At 44.1% G+C, this 18480-nt stretch carries 13 protein-coding genes; 7 read left to right on the top strand and 6 right to left on the bottom strand.

Annotated elements, in window-relative coordinates; all coding sequences use genetic code 11:
- The first annotated feature begins 144 nt into the window (after positions 1-144).
- Positions 145-1638 (top strand): alpha/beta fold hydrolase, encoded by a 1494-nt coding sequence (locus ACO06Y_RS21095; RefSeq protein ID WP_422081027.1) that lies wholly within the window; start codon positions 145-147, stop codon positions 1636-1638.
- A 133-nt stretch (positions 1639-1771) separates the two neighbouring features.
- Here the strand turns inward: ACO06Y_RS21095 and ACO06Y_RS21090 are convergent, their stop codons facing one another.
- Complete coding sequence (locus tag ACO06Y_RS21090; protein ID WP_422081026.1) at positions 1772-3832, bottom strand: tetratricopeptide repeat protein; 2061 nt, start codon at positions 3830-3832, stop codon at positions 1772-1774.
- 223 nt (positions 3833-4055) lie between these two features.
- On the opposite strand from ACO06Y_RS21090, the gene ACO06Y_RS21085 reads away from it, so the two are divergent.
- The 5 genes from ACO06Y_RS21085 to ACO06Y_RS21065 all read left to right on the top strand — a co-directional run bounded on the left by ACO06Y_RS21085 (position 4056) and on the right by ACO06Y_RS21065 (position 8605).
- Positions 4056-4358 carry an STAS domain-containing protein gene (locus tag ACO06Y_RS21085; RefSeq protein WP_422081025.1) on the top strand — a complete coding sequence of 101 codons (303 nt, stop codon included), beginning with the start codon at positions 4056-4058 and terminating at the stop codon, positions 4356-4358.
- Positions 4345-5583 (top strand): oligosaccharide flippase family protein, encoded by a 1239-nt coding sequence (locus ACO06Y_RS21080; RefSeq protein ID WP_422081024.1) that lies wholly within the window; start codon positions 4345-4347, stop codon positions 5581-5583. Before ACO06Y_RS21085 ends, ACO06Y_RS21080 begins: the two co-directional genes overlap by 14 nt.
- 398 nt (positions 5584-5981) lie before the next feature.
- Complete coding sequence (locus ACO06Y_RS21075; RefSeq protein WP_422081023.1) at positions 5982-7211, top strand: glycosyltransferase; 1230 nt, start codon at positions 5982-5984, stop codon at positions 7209-7211.
- Between the two features lie 336 nt (positions 7212-7547).
- A complete protein-coding gene (locus ACO06Y_RS21070; RefSeq protein WP_422081022.1) occupies positions 7548-8375 on the top strand; it encodes a class I SAM-dependent methyltransferase in 828 nt (275 codons plus the stop codon).
- The gene (locus tag ACO06Y_RS21065; protein ID WP_422081021.1) at positions 8372-8605 is read left to right on the top strand and encodes a hypothetical protein; all 234 of its coding nucleotides are present in this window, start codon (positions 8372-8374) and stop codon (positions 8603-8605) included. Before ACO06Y_RS21070 ends, ACO06Y_RS21065 begins: the two co-directional genes overlap by 4 nt.
- Here the strand turns inward: ACO06Y_RS21065 and ACO06Y_RS21060 are convergent.
- From ACO06Y_RS21060 to ACO06Y_RS21050, 3 genes are read right to left on the bottom strand one after another with little or no spacing between them, the layout of a single operon-like run.
- On the bottom strand, positions 8595-10124 hold the full coding sequence (locus tag ACO06Y_RS21060) for a cellulase family glycosylhydrolase (RefSeq protein WP_422081020.1): 1530 nt from the start codon (positions 10122-10124) through the stop codon (positions 8595-8597). The two genes, ACO06Y_RS21065 and ACO06Y_RS21060, sit on opposite strands and share 11 nt — an antisense overlap.
- Positions 10121-11344, bottom strand: coding sequence for a hypothetical protein (locus tag ACO06Y_RS21055; RefSeq protein ID WP_422081019.1), 1224 nt, complete (start codon positions 11342-11344; stop codon positions 10121-10123). The genes ACO06Y_RS21060 and ACO06Y_RS21055 overlap by 4 nt, the downstream gene beginning before the upstream one ends.
- A gap of 1 nt (position 11345) precedes the next feature.
- Positions 11346-14432 carry a hypothetical protein gene (locus tag ACO06Y_RS21050; protein ID WP_422081018.1) on the bottom strand — a complete coding sequence of 1029 codons (3087 nt, stop codon included), beginning with the start codon at positions 14430-14432 and terminating at the stop codon, positions 11346-11348.
- A gap of 204 nt (positions 14433-14636) precedes the next feature.
- Between ACO06Y_RS21050 and ACO06Y_RS21045 the strand changes: the two genes are divergently transcribed.
- On the top strand, positions 14637-15782 hold the full coding sequence (locus ACO06Y_RS21045) for a response regulator (protein WP_422081017.1): 1146 nt from the start codon (positions 14637-14639) through the stop codon (positions 15780-15782).
- Positions 15783-15844: 62 nt separating this feature from the next.
- On the opposite strand, the gene ACO06Y_RS21040 is transcribed toward ACO06Y_RS21045, so the two are convergent.
- Both ACO06Y_RS21040 and ACO06Y_RS21035 read right to left on the bottom strand, forming a co-directional pair.
- Entirely contained in the window at positions 15845-17263 is a 1419-nt protein-coding gene (locus ACO06Y_RS21040; RefSeq protein WP_422081016.1) for an enolase C-terminal domain-like protein, read from the bottom strand.
- Positions 17264-17326: 63 nt separating this feature from the next.
- Positions 17327-18196, bottom strand: a complete 870-nt coding sequence (locus ACO06Y_RS21035; RefSeq protein WP_422081015.1) for a DUF808 domain-containing protein — start codon at positions 18194-18196, stop codon at positions 17327-17329.
- Between the last annotated feature and the right edge of the window lie 284 nt (positions 18197-18480).

The raw sequence follows: 18480 nt of genomic DNA, 5'->3' as shown, positions 1-18480 counted from the left end.
CGTCACAGTAGCTAACAAAGGCTGTAAGCAATGCGGACTAAAGTGCTAAATCGAAGCTTCCGTTTATTTTCCCGCTCGCAGTTTAGCTATTTATGAATAGAAAAATACAAAATATAAAAACGGCTCGCTATCGTTTGTGTAAGATTGAAAACTACCGATTTTGAATCCCGCACTACTCATAGCCGAGACATTTGTGTTTGTAATAAGATACTCAGAACAACGAAAAACCAGATAATGAATACACGTGTATGCATAATTTTACTTCTACTCGTTATATCGTTTTCTTGCAATAAAACTTTACCAGAGAAATTCTTAGACGGAATTCTGGAGGTTCCTGAAAATCGGAATGACCCAAATTCACGTACCCTTAAATTAGTTTACAAAGTATTAAAAGCGAAAAACCCCGATTCATTAAAAGCACCTGTTGTTTTTCTGCAGGGTGGCCCGGGAGGAGCTACCCTAATTATGGAAAAAATGTGGGATAATCATCCTTTTAGAAACGATAGGGATATTGTACTAATGGATCAACGGGGAACGGGAAAATCTGAAGCGAACTGTATCAATATTGGGGAGGCCCTTTTTGCTGTTATGGCAAAAGATTACAACATAGAGGAAGATTTTGAAGCTACGGAGATTCTATTAGCAGAATGCAAGAAAACCATCCAGCAAAAAGGAGTTAATCTTGAAGGGTACAACAGTAGGGAAAGTGCCTCTGACTTTGAGGATTTACGCAAAGCATTGGGCTATAAGAAATGGAATCTCTATGGAGCCTCCTATGGGTCAAGGTTGGGGTTGACCATTATGCGGGATTTTCCCAAAAGCGTTAGAAGCGCAATACTATTGGGGGTTTTTCCGCCGGAATCCAATATTTTTGGAGATCGGGTACGAAGTATTGATAAATCCCTTTCAATGGTTTTTCAAAAATGTGAGGATAATAAAGATTGCAACAGACGATACCCCAATCTAAAAGAACGCCTGCGAGAAGTATTGTTAAAAATGCAGACGGAACCTTTGCATTTTGATTATAAAGGTAATCCGTTCGTTCTTAATTCCCATGATGCCTTTCTACTACTCTTTGTATCGCTCTACGACCGCCATTCAATTGCTAATACCCCTTTTTTCATCGAGGCCTTAGAAAATGGAGAGCCTAAACCCATCATTGAATTTTTAAAGGCTTTCGAATCCTTTTTTAGCCTCATAAACTGGCCAATGAACTATTCTGTTGATGCTTATGAAGAGCTTCCATTCTATGATGAGTCAGATTTAGATATAGCGATAGAGCAATCTGAGTTTGGTTTTGCCTTTACTTTTTATAAATCAGCCGTCAAGTTATTAACGGATTGGCATTCCTACCGAGCCACAAATATTGAGAACCAATCTGTCGTTTCTAAAATTCCTACATTAATGGTATCGGGCGGTTTAGATCAAGTCACCCCTTCAAGTAACGCAACTGGAGCTCTTAAGTATTTGACTAATGGCTATGAAGTCATTTTTCCAGACGAGAGCCACCATTTTTTGAATCCATGTCTTTTTAAAATAACCGAAGAATTTATAAACGACCCTTTCCAAAAACCGGAAATAGACTGTAGTTCCGAAACGAAACCCATTGAATGGAATTTGAGCAGGATCGTTCAATAGAAAAAACAAAAAACGCTTACTCGTTTTTGAGGATAAGAGGTAGAGGTAAGAAAATCAAAATTTACCTATAAATTTAGAATCGATCATAAATTGAAATAATGGCCAGAAACCACTATTGTTTATAAACAAACCGTCATTCCCCAACCTTGGCATAAAATACCGGTTTTTTGGTAAACAACCATTTCAGTTTTAATCCAATCTCGGTAAACTCAAAACCGGCGGCCGTAGCCGAGGCAATGTTGCTGTATTTTCCATAAAGGTCGGCGCTCAACTGTTTGGAAAATTGGTGTTGTAGTCCGGCTTCGGCCCTAAATAGCGTCGTATTCGGGTCGTCCTCCACTTTTTGTAGGCCCGTGGCCGCACTGGCCCTATATCGGGTCTTTTCGGAGATTTTTCCACGGATATCCGCAAACAACTCTACCGCCTGGTATTGCTCCGGGCTAAAATAGACCGTAGGTAATTGCTCCCTAAAGGTGATGTACTGGTAGTTGATTCCCAATTTTAAAGCGGGCTTTTGAAATAGCGTATAGTACAGGGAGGTAAACAGCAGGTCCCGGGTATTGGCATCGCTCTGCTCCGTATGGATTACCTGGGTATACCAGCCCAAATTAAAATTGGTCCCTAAATTGTAATTGAGGCCATAATGGTTTTGTACGATCTCCCGTTCGATCAAATCCGCATTAAAATTCTGTACCTCCCTTTGATAGCCCAGAGTCAGGTTTTGCAATTTCAAGGGCTGTAGCTGTAGCTTTGCCTCCAGCACGGGTTGGGTATAGGTATCGGCCAAAAAACGGGAATTGTTGAATCCGACCACGGTTTTCAATAGGGTCTTGGGGAACAGTTTATAATCCAGCCCGGCCAGTACCAAATGGGAATTGGCCGTATTTCCGGTTACCGTATTCTCGGTAGTGCGATAGAAATAGGAAACCCGGGTCCTAAATTTGGTGGATATCGGAACATCAGTGGTGGTGTTGGTATAAAAGGCCACATTATTGCCATTATCAAAGGTATAGGCCGCATGCTCCTCAATACTGGGGGTATACATTAGATTTAGCTTTTCTACGAACCCAAGGGCATCCTTTTGGTTTTCATAGATTTCCAAGGTCTGGAAGGCAGCCCTGTAGGCCGGCAAGATGCGATCGCTGGCAAATAGGGCATTGGCACGGCCCAAATTGCCATCAAAGGAAGTACTGTCCTTTACCAAAATGGCGTTGTAACTTTCTTCGCTGGTCTTTGCATCACCGGTATACAGACCTAAGGTAGCTTTTAGGGACAGGATCCAGTTGCGATCTGGATAGACCTGGGCCAGACTATCGATCTGTTTCCGGGCCTTGCCAAATTTCCTGTTCCAGATCAGGGCCCGTACATAGCGCTCATAGGTACGTTCGGTCAGCTCATGATCGCTAAAACGGGCTACATGGGCCTTGGCCGTTTCAGCTATCTGCAAAGCGATTTTTTCATTTTCTCCAATATGCTCGGCCAACGCGATACCGTTTAAAGCGGTAATGGAGTCCTTGGGGGTCGTGGCATATCTTGTATAGGTTGCTTTGGCACTATCTACCTGCTTGGTGATCAAGTACAGGTTGGCCAAGTTCAAGAGCACATCCTTATCTTCCGGGAAATCGGCAAAGATACCCTGCAATAGCGCTTTTCCTTGCGCATAATCCTGGGCATTTACAAATGCGTTGGCATACCCTAATAGGATATATTTCCTGGAAATCTTGGCACTCCCGTTTTCCGGGGCCAAAGCGATGGCCTTATTGATCCAAAACAGGGCGGCCTTGTATTCCTTTAGATTACTTAAGGTATTGGCGTAGCCCAAAACGGCCTCGAACCGTTCCGGGTAATCGGCCACCAATTTTTCATACAAGGGCCTGGCAGTCGTATAATCTCCGGCCCACAACAGGGATTCGTTGTAATTTACAGCGATTTCGAAATCCTGGGGATAGGTTTTCAGCAAGCCCCCGAACAGGGCCTTGGCCTTTTGGGGCGCTCCGTTGAGTCCAACGGCCCTTCCGTAACAAATCTGTGCGGTCCTATTTTCGGGATCCGTATCCAAGTAAGCCTTAAAAAAAGTTTCGGCCTGTTGGAATTTTCCATTTTCCAAATACGCAAATCCATTTTCCAGGGATTCCTGGGCTTGGCTCGTCAAGCTAAAAAGGAATACTAGGGTTATTAGTCTTACGGTTTTCATAGGTTAAGTTTTAAGGATGCAAGGCCGTGATTTGGTTCGCCTTATATCCTGTTACTAAAGCTGTTGTAAAGTTACGGCGGACCTTTCCGTACCGGAAGTACGATACCCGCCATTCGTCTACAGTAAACCGCCATCCACCTAAATCGGGGGTTGTGGAACGGCGATCTGTGGGATATTTGCCTTGATAATGCAACAAAAAAGCTTAACCTTAAAACCTTATAAAATGGCTTTACAAATCACAGAAACCCGTAGAATGTTCTCGGTACATGGTGTACTGAACCGTGGCAATGCAGCGATCCTCAAACGTCATATCAGCAGATTTCTGCATCCGAACAAACCGCTGATCTTAATCCTGGAACGCGTATTGGACATCGATACGACTGCTGCAAAAATCTTGCAGGAATTGCACCTCCATGCCATGCGCTCCAATCAGATCTTATCCATTATCGGTATGGAGAACGGGAATATCCTTCCGACGTTAAAGGCGACAAAAACCGCATATATTTTAAGTCATGACCGCGTTTAGGATAGCACTTAAAAAGGTATCCCCGGAACAACTGTTCATGGGTAGCGTACTTCTGGTAAACGGAGGCAACTACTTGTACAACTTATTGTTGGGCCGGTTATTGGGGCCCGAGGTCTTTGCCGAGGCCGCCCTATTGGTAACCTTGTTGCTAGTGCTGTCCTTTTTGGGAATGACCTTTCAACTGGCAACGGCCAAATTTGCAGTTTTGTTCTCGGATACGGATTGGGAGGCCTTTCAGAACATGATGTACCGGTATGCCTTGGGATTTGGATTATTGATTGGGATAGGGCTTTTTGCCTTTGCGGGGAACTTGCAACAGCTGTTCCAGACGGAGTCCGACTTGTTGTTCAAAACCTTTGCCGCCGGGATACCCATGTACTTTTTTATGTCCGTCAACCGCGGGAAGTACCAGGGGCGGCAAGATTACAGGAATCTTTCGGTAACCTACCAAACTGAGATGTGGAGTAGGCTGTTGCTTACCTTGGGCCTACTTTGGTTGGTGCCTTTGTCCCCTGCATTCCTGGTAGCCTTGGGTATCGCCTTATCCTTCGTTTTTGGGTTGATTCCGTCCAATTTTAAATTAGGTTCCCTGTTTAAAAAGATATCCCTTTCAGCAGACCATAAAAAACAGGTCACCCAATTTATGGTCTTGACCGCCTGCTATGAATTCACACAGATCATCATCAATAATAGTGACATCCTATTGGTAAAACATTACTTTGAGGCTCTGGATGCCGGATTATACGCCTCTTTGGCCTTGATCGGTCGGGTGGTCTACTTTGTGGCATGGATGTTCGTGATGTTGTTATTGCCCGCCGTAGTCCAAAAACAAAAGGACGGAGAAGCCACGGCCCCAGTGCTTTTCAAATACGTCGGATATATTTCAGTATTGTCCTTTTCCATTGTGTGTTGTTGTGCCCTTTTTCCCGAATGGATCATCCAAATGATGTTTGGGGAAGCCTATCTTTCTATGGCACCTTTGTTATGGCAATATGCCCTGGCCACTTCGTTATTTGCCATCTCCAATATTTTTGCCTACTACTTTTTGTCCTTGGACCATTATGTTCCGGTCATGTTTTCAGGAATCCTGGGAATCTCCCAAATTGCTTTGATTACCTTTTTTCATAGCAGCTTGTATATGGTGGTACAGGTTCAGATCATAGCCATGGTGGCCTTGTTGGTGGCCCAAATCATCTACTTTGCCCATAAGAACATTATGCAATGACCAACGCATCTTAGGATCAATTGATAAAGCCCAGCGGATATTCCCTATCCCTGAGCTCTGTATTTAGAACCCCTCCGCCTATCGGCACCTATGAGTTCTCTCGCCGCCAGTTGGCGGTTCGTCGGACGCAATCAGAGGGGAGAACTTAGCTATTCACCTTTGTAAAACATATTACTAGTCCCGTACTTGGGACATCCTTGCATTCCTATTGCTTCAGAACTAGTTTTTGGATTTGAGTGGAGGGAGCGCTTTTCGTTCGGATAATTTAGCTCATCCCTTCATTGTTTCCATTCACCTACAGCAATCTTCCATCCACCGTAAAACACCCATAAAATAGTGGGTTTCGAAGGATATTTGTATCAGATTCGTAACCGAATATCAATTTAAAACTTAACCTTATGCGACTAGCAATTGTAACGGCGTATCCGCCCAGTAAAGTAACCTTGACCGAATATGGATACCATTTGGTAAAACATTTTAGGCTTCAGGAAGAAGTGACTGAAATCATTCTTATTACGGACAAAACCGAAGGCGAGAAGGATCTCTCTTTTGAAGAAGAGGGATGTACGATCACCGTAAAGGAGTGTTGGAACTTCAACGACTATCTAAACCTGTTCAAGATCAACCAGGCCATTTCGGAAACCCGACCGGATGCCGTATTGTTCAACCTTCAATTTTTGAAGTTTGGCGATAAGAAGATACCGGCCGCTCTTGGCCTTATGTTACCGTTGATCTGTAAGCTAAAAGGTATCCCTACCATTTCCCTGTTGCACAATATCCTGGAACAGGTAGATTTGGATAACGCGGGGATTACGACCAACAAATGGCTTCAGAAAATCTATAATTTTATTGGAAGCACCTTAACGCGATTCGTCTTGGCTTCCGATGTCCTGGCGGTCACCATTAGCAAGTACAAGACCATTTTGGAAAAGAAGTACAAGTCTAGAAATGTGGCCTTGATTCCCCATGGGGCCTTTGAAACACCCCCGGAACCGGACTATAGGCTGCCTGAGGGCCCAAAACAGGTCATGGCTTTTGGAAAGTTCGGGACCTACAAAAAAGTGGAGATTATGATCGAGGCCGTGGAACTGATCCGCAAACGGACCGGCGAGAATATCGAAATCGTGATTGCCGGTACGGACAGCCCCAATACCCCTGGGTATTTGGATGCCGTAAAAGAGAAATATAGGCATGTATCGCAGATCCGGTTTACCGGTTATGTAGCCGAGGAAGATATACCCAAGATTTTTGGTGAAAGTGCCGTAGTGGTCTTTCCGTATACCTCCACTACCGGAAGTTCAGGTGTTCTGCACCAGGCGGGAAGCTATGGAAAGGCCGTTGCCTTGCCGGACTTGGGAGATTTGAGCATCCTGGTGAAGGAAGAAGGGTACAAAGGTGAATTTTTCGACCCTAAAAGTGCCGAGTCCCTGGCCGATGCCATAGCATGTGTTTTGCTGGATGATTCCTATCGAATCCATTTGGGCATGACCAACTACAAAGCGGCTTGCTCTTTACCGATGTCCGACATTACACAGATGTACGTAGACTATTTTAAGGCGATCCGACTTTCAAAATCGAATGGGTTCACTTTGGATATTCCACGCATTGAAGAAAAGACAAAGGTTTAAAATATAGGTTAGGTTAAGTGAAAAGGGGAGTAGCCTGGTTAGCTGCTCCCTTTTTTTGTTCTGGCTTTCCCAATACCCTTAGGATAAATAGCATACGGAGAACTATGGGAATAACTGTATATCCCCTATCTTTACAACCTGATTTACGATTACTAACATACCATCCGTGTCTTTCCGTAAGACCTTTGCCTTATCGGCATGAATACAATCGGGGAACCCTTTGTTTCCTTGGATGGTCATCCCTTTTTTAGAATCCTATTTTATATAACGATCACCTTGGATCGTAAAATCAAATGCTTTATCCTAGGTATCCGATAAAGCCGTAATCGTAGTAAAATGAATAGTAAATCGTTAATTAGTAGAGATATAGAACTGTTTTATAACCGGGCATCCGAAGAAACCCGATTGGAGAAAGGGATGGGGATCTTCGAATTCGAACGGGTGAAATCGCTCATTTCAACCTATGTGCCCTTTCCATCCTCCAAAATTATTGACGTGGGCGGGGGTACCGGGAAATATGCCGAATGGTTGGCCAAAAAAGGACATACCGTCCATTTGGTGGAACCTATTGAAAAACATTGCGTATTAGCCCAAGATCGGGCGGATAGGCTAAGGAAGCCTTTTATGGTCCATTGGGGAGAGGCTCGGAATTTGAATTTTTCCGACAACTTTGCAGATGTTGTCATATTACATGGGCCGCTGTACCATCTTCAGAAAAAGGAAGATCGGGCAAGTGCCATTCGGGAGGCAAAACGTGTGATACGGGAAAATGGCATTGTCCTGGGTTTTGCTATAAATTATACGGCCTCCACTTTGGCCGGTCTTTTTAATGGATTGATTCATAAACCTGCCTTTTTTGATATGTGCCGAACGGAATTGACAACCAGTGTCCATAATCGACCCGATACCTTTCCCTGGCTTTTACCGGAGGGTTTTTATCATAGACCGGATAGGTTGAAAGCGGAATTTTTAGAGCAGGGATTGGCGTGTTTAAACATGCATGCCGTTGAGGGTATGGTCTGGTTGGATAAGGACTATTTTGCAAGTTTGAACCATGAAAAGAAGCGGGAAAACTTGATGGGACTTTTAGAAATTACAGAAAATGATATGGGACTCTTGCCTTTTAGTCCACATGTGATGATCGCGGCAAAGAAAAAATCATGACAGACAAATTGAAATACTACGAGGCCTTGAAACTGGATAATGGTCGCCTGGACGAAATCGAATTGGGAGAAAGATTGGGCATCAGTGAAACTAGAACCCGGGAATTGATCGCTATCCTATTATCCGAATATAAGATAATGTACGCAGCAAATGGATATTGTAACTATAGCATCTTTTCCAAGGCGAGAGCCAGAGTCAATGGCTGGCAGGAAACAAAAGTTAGTCGGTAAGGCCAAAGACGGAATGGGCCGTTTTGGGTCGGCCTTCTTTGTCGATAATCCCAAAATGTCGCTGTTTTCCCTTGCGCCAGGGCAGGTTCCCGACAACGGCTTTCGGAATGGTTTCAAAATCGTACAATGTCCAGAGCATAAAGGGAAGGTCGTGTTCTTTTAGCGTTTCCTGCATTTGGGTTAAATAGGTCGCCTGATCTTTCTCCGACCCCAAATAGAGGTTCCACAATCCGTCATATGAAGAATAGCCGTATTCCTGTAACAGAATGGGCTTGTTGGGAACCGAGTTTTTAAGTTGGGCGAAGGCTTCCGAAAAATCCGCGGGTTCCAAATAGTAATGAAAGGATACGAAATCTACCATTTCGGACAAATGTTCCGCCGCCAGCGGGTTGGACCAGCCAATGGTAACCGGATGTTCGGTATCCCATGTTTTGATTTCCGAAATCATTTGGGCCAACCAGGCCTTGACCCTTTCCTCACCACGAGTCTCAAAATCCAGGTCGGGTTCATTTTTGATATCCCAGGCCAGGAGTGCCTCATGTCCCTTTAAGGCCTTTACGATTTGTTCGGCATGTCTATGGGTAAGCGTCCAGTTATGGATGGCATAGTCCCCATAAAAATCAAAGAGCGTTACCATAACCTTCAAGCCGTTCTTTTCGGCCAGGTCCAGGGTTCGCTTCAATCGTTCCAGTCTATCTTTCCGTATTGTTGCCTTACCAAAATCGGTATAAGGCACAAAGATGCGGATGGTATTTAGATTCAACTTCCGTATTCGCGAAAAGTCGGTATCGATGATACTTTCATTGAACCGTTCCCCGAACATACGCCATGGGGTCTGTTGCGGATAATAATTGATGCCCCTGATTTCTGATATGGAGCTTACCGATGATATAGTATTTAGGGATGATGTAGCATTCTCTTCGATTGAGGCTTGCTCCACCATATGTCGGATTCTCCAAAATCCATCTTCCAACAGCAGCATCACCTGATAGGAAGCCGTGTTTTTTTGGTCGAGCAGTACTTTGTCTTCAACATAGATTTTTTCATAGCGCTCTACATTTGTATCGGTCAGCACCACCATTTTGCCATCGGCACTGTAGAATTCCAATTTTGGCTGGTGCCGTACCGTTGTCGTTTGTAGGGTGGTGCCGTTGGCCTTGTTCAAATCAAGGATCTGAACCAATTTTATACGGGCGCTGTCCGTGTAGTAATCCGCTATACCGTAGGGATTATTCGTTTCCAGGACCAGGTTTCGTACCCGCCAGGCCTTTAGATAATCGCGCTCTATCTCCTTTAAGGTCTGTGTTTCCATGGGTCGACCTTCATAGGATGAGGTATCCCATTTAACTTTGGGAAGATAATCGGTGGAGAGCTCTTTGGATACATGTAGCATGGCAGAACGATCGGCCCCGGTATTCAAGTAAGACCATACAGCCCCAATACCGAAAAGAATAAGGCCGTTTACCGCCAAAAAAGACAGGATCAGCAGAATGCGATATAGGCTACGGTTTACTTTCATTTCAACAATACATTCATTCTTTTGATTGTTCCCGCCACTTCAAGAGTCAAGGTATAGGAGCCATTGGGATAAAAATCCTCCAACATCGTGAATTGGGCTTTTCCCAGTCTCGAGGTCGTTCTTTTGGAATCCAAGAGTGTCCCCTTTTCATCTTGTATGCTTATACTAATTGGCATCCCATCCGGTATCCATTGCCCCATGAAACCCTGCATTTCTTCAATCTTGAGCGTTCTTCCATTTTCGGAAAGGGAAAGCTTAAAGTCCTTAAGGGCCGCTTCAAAATCTACGGTAATCGTGTTGCTTTTTGCGGCTCCGGTGATATAGGCGGTTACCTTCCAGGTCTCAGCCTCTGTGGGGTGCAACAAACGGGCCTCTGCCACTCCGTTTATTGTAGTTCCTATGGTCTGGAGTACCCTACCTTTTGCATTCGTAATTGAAAATGAAACCAAGGTACCATTGCTTTGGATATTCCCGAAGTCATCTTGTATCGCAGCGGTGGAAAAAGTGATGATTTGGTTTCCATCGGCGTATGGATGGATTCGCTTATGCGCTATCTGAAAATCGACGGGATGGGCCGGGTTTACCAAGGTCGAAAGCTCCTTGCTATGGCTGCCATTACAGCTAGCGGTAACCAAAATACGTCCTGATTTTTCGGTACTATGGATATTTTTCCAACCTATCAGATTCCTTGAAAGCACGGGGCGGTGTTGTACCATATCCCCATGGTGATAGCTATAGGCTATTTCCGTACTATCGGATAGGGGATTGTCATAGATATCGGTAGGGGAGGTAACGAACATGGAAAAATCGTTTTCTCCGGCAATCATGCTTTGAGGCCCCAAATAGGATTCCATAATGGTTCCCTTTTCGGGATTGGGGAGGATGGAAATTTCTCCCTTGTCATAGACGACCTCATTTTGTACTAATTTCCAATGACAGATCCCCGCTCTTTGACGGAACACCTTCGGCAACCGAAACGTCAATTCGCTATCTTTCCATTCAGGATCAAGGACTGTACTTCCCCAAGTATTGGAAACCACCAAATGGATAGGGTCCGTTACTTCTCCCTTGAAACAAACTTGGATGGTATCTCCGGCGAAAAATTCACTTTTTAAGGCCATCCGTTCATAAGAAACAGGGACTGATGGGTTTTCGGTATCCGCCTCCCCACATCCGAGCCAGAGCATTAAAAGGACAAGTATGTATGGTGTGTGTTTCAAATTATCTGGGATTTCCGATATAACCGTTTATATCAATTTTCAAAAACTCAAAGCCATCCCCTGGATAGGGCTGCAATTGCTCCCGGGCATGGGAATGGAATCTATTCGGAAAAACCTTTTCCGAAATGGATGCATTCGGTAATCCATTTACAAAACAGAGGTCTAGACTACTGTTAATAATGGATAAATCGGTCAACCGTAAGGGCGCATAATCAAAAAACTGTTTGCGTTGTATGCGCACTCCCTCTTCCAAAAAGTGATGGTCTACCCATAACAATTCCTTGTCCTTGGAGTAATAGGAAAACAAGAGTTGGGGTACGGTCACTTCCTGTATTCCAGAATTGAAGAGTACACCACTTATACCACTTTCCGTAAACTTTAGGTCTTGCAGGCCAATATGTTTATATAGGTCGGTTACCGCTACATTTCCTGCACATTGGAGATTGAATTTGGTGGGCTGTTCCGCCAAGGCCACGGGAGTAAACTCATCGGGGTCAAAAGTAGGGGGGAGGGTATCTTGGGTCGACGACCAGGCAATTCCCTCAAAATCGATTCGAAAGGGGGTGGTTTCCTTAGGCATCAATTTATGTTTTATATGATACTTGGCGTTGTGGTTGGCCAATTCGGTATCCTCATCATTATACAAAGTGGCCTTGATGACGACATCTGCGGGAATATGATCCACATTCTGTAGTTCGCCCACAATACTATAACTCCCCTGAAACTTGACCAGTTTGGCTTGGAGCACCTCTAGGACGGGTTGTTTCAATACATCCTCATGATGCGTCTGTTGGGTGGTTATCCGCCGCCTACCCTGATTGTAAAAGGCAGTTCCATTTGAGGAAAATAACTGATCTGGTGGTAGGTCATTGTCAAAGGCGGTAGGAACTATATACCACTTGCCTCCATTTTTTAAAAGGGTGTGGTAAAAAGTCTTCCTCACCTTTTCCAAGGGTGTAATCCACTGCGTATACACTTTGGCCCTTGCACTGGTCGGGGTTTCATCCAAAAGCTCAACGCCTATGGAGTCCAATTTTGCATAGGAACTAAGGATACCATCGGTAACCGAGACTTCCAGCATGTATTGCGACAAACTCACATCGTCCTCCGGGTTCAAGTAGGAATGCGCCCTCTTGAACTCCTTAAAGTCCAGCGCATCATAGTAGGCCGTTACCACATTTTTGGGTGTTATTTGTGTGGCGTTATCTAGATAAAAATGATACCCTCCGTAACCCAGCATACCTATTAAGAGAAGTGCCCAAATATGATTGACCGTAACCAATGGTTTTGAAAATCCCTTATAGGCAACAGCATAGTTGAGAAATTCCCCTTGGGGCAAAGGTTTGGATTTTAGTATACGGTACCCCACCCATTGAATGTTAATCAAGAAAGCCAATATTACGCTGAGAAGCGGAAGAGTGCCCCACATAATCTTTAGATATATGGGCACATCCTCTTTGGGTAGTATGGCCGGTAGGGGCGGAACATTCAATTTTTCCCATACCATAATGCCGTTTTCCAATTGTTGCAGGCGTTGCCAACCGCAGAAATACAAAATGGGGTCATAGAACTTGTCATTGGAAAATATGTACTTCAAATTGTATTTCTCTGGGACGGTCAAGAACTGTTGTAAGGAACCAATACCCTCTACGCCCCTGAACTTAGAGTTTTCCAGGCGTTCTATGGCCCGGGTGGTCAGTTCGGGAAGCCTGCGGGCCGAGTGATAGTTGCCATCCACCGTCATGGCGTTGGTCTGTGCGGACAGCCAGGCCATTTGGTCCCCGAATCCCAAGGGCAGATACCGCCACTGGTCATGTTGATCCTGGTTTAGAAAATTGACAATAGGCAACATCTTAATTTTTTGAGGTTGCGAAGGCCTAAAATAATTGAGGCTCATGGTGAAAATGACCATGAGCAAAATTCCCGATGCGATACCCCCTCCAAGAATACGATGATATACGGCTCCAAATCGATTTTGTAAATAAGTCCTGAAATCTCCTTCTACCAAACGATAGGCAAACTCGCCAAAGATGGGCAGAGCCATTATGGTGGCCCAAAGTGTAAAACGATCCAAGGTCAAGATGTTGAAGGCGGTCTCGCCAAGTACAATTCTCGGGATAGGGGTAGTGCCACCGGTACCTAAAAGTGTAAGTGCCGCAAAGGATAATCCAAAGAATAGATAGCGTTTGCTAAAGTATCGGTATAGGATATAGGGCAGGACAAAGAGTAATATGCCCCAGGGTACCAAAAAGAAGACCAAACCCGAGGAAGTTACCTCCAAAAAATTATCTCGGGAACCATGGGGAATCGGTACTTGTGTAATGGGGTTTTTCTTGGAGTTGATCCAATAGGGCAGTATGCAGACCACAATGAGCACAAGTGAGGAGAGGCCAAAGCCTACAATTCTCCAAATCCCTTTTTTAAACTGTACTAAGAATACTTTAAACGTTATGGCCTTTGTAGTTGATACCTGATCTTTAGCGGCGTCCATAAGTACCATACCGATCAATGGAAAAATAAAGAACACCATGCCAAAAATTGGTGTTACATGATGGGAAGTTACCGTAACCGCAATCAATGAAAGGCTGGTGGCCAAATACCGGTACTTTCCTGTCTTTATCCAGAGATAGATTTCAGGTAGGGCATGGAGCAATACGGACAGTCCGATGATACTCGGTAACTGGCCAAAGATGTGCAAGGTTTCTATAAAGGTAGACGAAAACACGGCCAAAAGTGCCGTATAGCCTGCGACTTTTCGATCTGCCGTTATCAACAGTCCAAACCGATAGGCCCCTGTGATAAAGAGTAGTACGCCCAATAGGGCAATGGTGAACATCCCAAATTTTAGGCCGCCGATATACGACAGGATCGCTATGGACTGATGCACCAAGGGTGGGTAGGCCTGTACCGTAAAACCCGTATACCAACGATAATCCCAAGGTTCGAACCAATTTTGGGCATAGTGATCGGCAAAAAAGAGATGGATCAATGCATCATAGGTGGTCTCCAGCGTAAAGAATATGCTGGAACCATGGAAGGCCACCCCAATAAAAAGGGCCAAAACAAGCAATATATTCGTTCGGTGCACGGTTATAGCTATGTAAGAAAATATAACATTATAAAAGTAGATATATTGTGGATCAACTTCGTAATCACCTATCGGACAATAGAATCCATTCGTCTACGGAAAACCGCGATCCGTCTTTTGTCGGTTCTAAAAGGCGTCAAATGCCACTACATTTGGTCTATAAATAATAAAAAGCATAACCGAATTTTATTTAAATCTTAACCTATGAAAATCTTAGCAATAGACGACCAGCAATTGATCCTACTTTCCGTGGAAAAACGATTGACGGAACTGGGGTATGAAGTAGAAATCGCAAATTGTGGCCAAACCGGAATAGACCTTTACGAATCGTTTCAACCGGACTTGGTATTGGTAGATATCAACATGCCCGATATGTCCGGCCTACAGGTGGTGAAGCATATCCGTTTTATCAGGGACTCAAAAACGCCCATCTTGGTCATGTCCGGAAATACGAACGAAAGCGTAATCATGGACGGCTTTACCTTAGGAATTGACGATTATATGAAGAAACCGGTAAGCCTGGATGAAATGGCGGCCCGTATAAAACGCATCATCGGTGTACCCAAATCAACGGGGACCGCGATAAACGAGTATGGTGATACCCGTATGTTGCAAAAGAACTGTGTTGGTGTGGTCATTCCCTGTTACAATGAGGAAGAACGACTTTTAAGTTCCGAATTCAAGGCGTTTGCCCATAAAAATCTGGGTTACCATCTCTGTTTTGTAAATGATGGCAGTACCGACAATACCTTGGCCGTTCTGGAGAAATTAAAGGAGGCCAACCCCACCAACATCAGTGTGTATAACTGTGAGAAAAATGGAGGCAAGGCCGAAGCGGTTAGGCAGGGCATGCTACATTTGATCACCGACCAGCAGTTTGATTATGTCGGTTTTTTGGATGCCGACCTATCTACGGACTTTCGGGATTTCGATGATTTGGTAAAGACCATTGAAAACTCGGATTTCAAAATAGTCAGCGGTTCGCGAATCAGTCGAATGGGAGCGGATATTACCAAGGAATCCGCCCGAAAAATAATCAGCAAAACCATCAATCTTATCATCCAAACCATCTTGGGCATGCCTTTTAAGGACACCCAATGTGGTGCGAAGATTATGGATAGGGAAATTGCCGCTACCGTATTCCAAAAAAAGTTTATTACCAAGTGGTTGTTCGATGTGGAAATTTTTATGCGAATGCGCAAATTCTATGGTAAGGACGAAGCAAAGCGATTAATTTGCGAACAACCCTTAAAACGATGGATACATGCGGATGGTTCCAAACTATCCATGAAGGACTCCATTAAAATTGTGGGACAATTGGGTCAGATAGCCTTTCACTACCATCGATAAATCATAAACCCATCCATCTAAAAAAGGTCAAAAGCTTTAGGTTTTTGGCTTTTTTGCATGTATTACCTCCGAATTCTTTGGAACATTTCCACATAATGATTGGAGGGTTTAAAAATCCCTGCACTTTCATTATAGAATTCCTTTTCAATGGGATAGATACCGTTCCGGGTCTGCGTCCAACTGGCCTGTGCCATTGGATGGTACCCCATCATGGTATCCCAGTTCTTATAATACTGATGACCATTGGTTTCCTGTAGCCCCAGATCCATTTCAGGAAAGGGAGGGAGTCTCGCAGCGATGGATTTGTTCCAATCCACCAGTATGGGATTTACGGTAAGATCGGCACAGAAACACGGAATATTTTGTTCAAATGCCAATTGGGTAATTTTCATGGTCATACTCAAGGTTTTCGCTATGGCCTTGACGGCGATGGATTGATATCCTTGTTCTATACGTTTGGCGGCATCCTGTGCGGTATGGGCACTTTCATCAGCTGCAATGCGAACACCAAGATCACCTACAAAAGCATCATTGAACTCGTCAAAGGGTTCCTCCAAAACGGCGATTTGATCCAGAGCCTTTATTTTGTCCGCTCGATCCAGAAAACGCTTCAGGGTATCCTTGTGCCCGTATCTTCCATTGGCATCAAAGTAATAGGGAATTTTGCCATTTTTGGTATACGGGGTTTCGTAGTTCCCGATTGCCTTATGCAGGTCCGTAAGGAAATCCATATCCTTTTTGATCATTTCCTCTTGAGTTCCGGATGATCCGGTTTTCAATTTCATAATAAAGTAACCCTTATCTGCTGCTGCCTTAATTTCGGAAACAGGGGTACCAACGCTAAAGGAGGGGATACTGGCGACCTTGGTGTGTCTATGGGACAACCCCGATCTGTATTCCTTAGGAATCATGGCATCAAAATCTGTAAATCCGTTGTGGTCAAAATAGAGCTTCCACAGGGCGTTATCCACACATACCAGGGAATTGAGCGCAAATGTTTTTCGCATATTCGGATTTCCTGAAATCTTCTTGCCATAGGCCAAAATTTCGGGGAGCAACTGATCCAGGACTTCCACGGGACTGGTAAAGGAAACACCTTTCAACATTTGGATGGCCCTTTCGCTCATGGCATACATGATGGCGTTTCCTCCGTTTTCAGAGTGACCGAAAAATACTTTGGAATCCGACCAGAGCACACCTTGTGTACCTAAACCGATTGCAGTGCGTCCGGCATCGCTTTTAAAATAGCAGACCGTTTGCCAAATTTCGGAAACCCCACTTCCTTTAAATCGATAGGGTTTAATCAGCGGTTCCCGCTCAAAGTTGGAGTCTACTTCCTCAATTTTGATTTTTACTGGTTTTGTATTCAAAGGATTGTTTTTTGAATTTGAAAAAGAAGGCATTGTCGTGAATCCCAAGGCAGCCGTAGTACCGTTAGTAATAAATTTTCTACGCGACATTTTTCCAGAATCCTTGGGCATGATGTGTTGTTTTTATTACAATGTCAAATTAATGAAATTATCGGACTTGCCCTTGGGCTCGCATTAGGATTGCTTAAAAATCCTTTGAAAGCCCTTTACGACCAGTAATGCAATGAATCCTACTACCAGACCTACGATAAATTCTCGAAGCAGCGATGGAAGACTGGGCAGAAAATGATGTAAAAAAGCTATGTTATGGACAAAGATTCCCCCGGCGACCAAAATCAGGGCAATAGTGCCAATAACGGATAGCCCCTTTATGACCATGGGCAATGCTTGTACCAGTATTTTCCCAATTACATCCGAAATACTATTGCTCCGCCCATTGAGGTTGATCAACCGGATTCCAAATTCATCCATACGGACAATAAGGGCCACAATGCCATATACCCCTACCGTTGCGATGATTGCAACCACGGAAACCACTATGATCTGGGTAGCCAAAGGCTCTTCCAAAACCGTACCTAGGGCAATGATTACAATTTCCACGGACAAGATAAAATCGGTTACTATGGCCTCCTTGACCCGCTTTTTTTCCAGTGCCAGGATTTCACTTTCCGTTCTTTCCTGTACGTAGACTTTTTCATGGGATTTTTGATGGGGGAAAAAATACTCGTAAATCTTTTCCCCACCTTCATAGGCCAGATAGATGGCTCCTAAAACCAAAATAAGGGTAATGGCCCAGGGTAGAAAAGCGCTGAGCAAAAATGCCGCCGGAAGAATAATGAGTTTGTTTAAAAAAGATCCCTTGGTGATGGCCCATAGGACCGGAATTTCCCGTGAAGAAACGAATCCGGAAGCTTTTTCCGCGTTTACGGCCAGATCATCCCCTAATATGCCCGCTGTCTTTTTGGTCGCAATCTTGCTCATTGAGGCAACATCGTCCATAAGGGTTGCGATGTCGTCCAGTATTGCAAAAAATCCTGATGCCATTGTAGTCCTATAACTCCGAATAAAGGATGCTTTCTTCACAAAAGTAAATCAATGTCTGGGAACTGATAAATCCAATTGGAAAAATCACGATGGAATACATCGAATCCGACCAGGGTTTGCAAGCTGTAAGTAAATTGTTCTTTTACATTGAAAAAACCAATTCCTTAACCTAGGTTTAATCTACCTTTTTTAGGAACCTTATAATTTTGTCATACCCATTTGGGGAACGTTCTTAATATTTGAGTTAGTAGTAAAAGCCGATACCCCACTATCGGCTTTTTCTT

The organism is Ulvibacterium sp. (genome assembly GCF_965228935.1).
In the GTDB taxonomy this organism is placed as follows: Bacteria; Bacteroidota; Bacteroidia; order Flavobacteriales; family Flavobacteriaceae; genus Ulvibacterium.
Note: the sequence above shows the minus strand (reverse complement) of the source record. Positions and strands in the feature narration are given on the sequence as shown.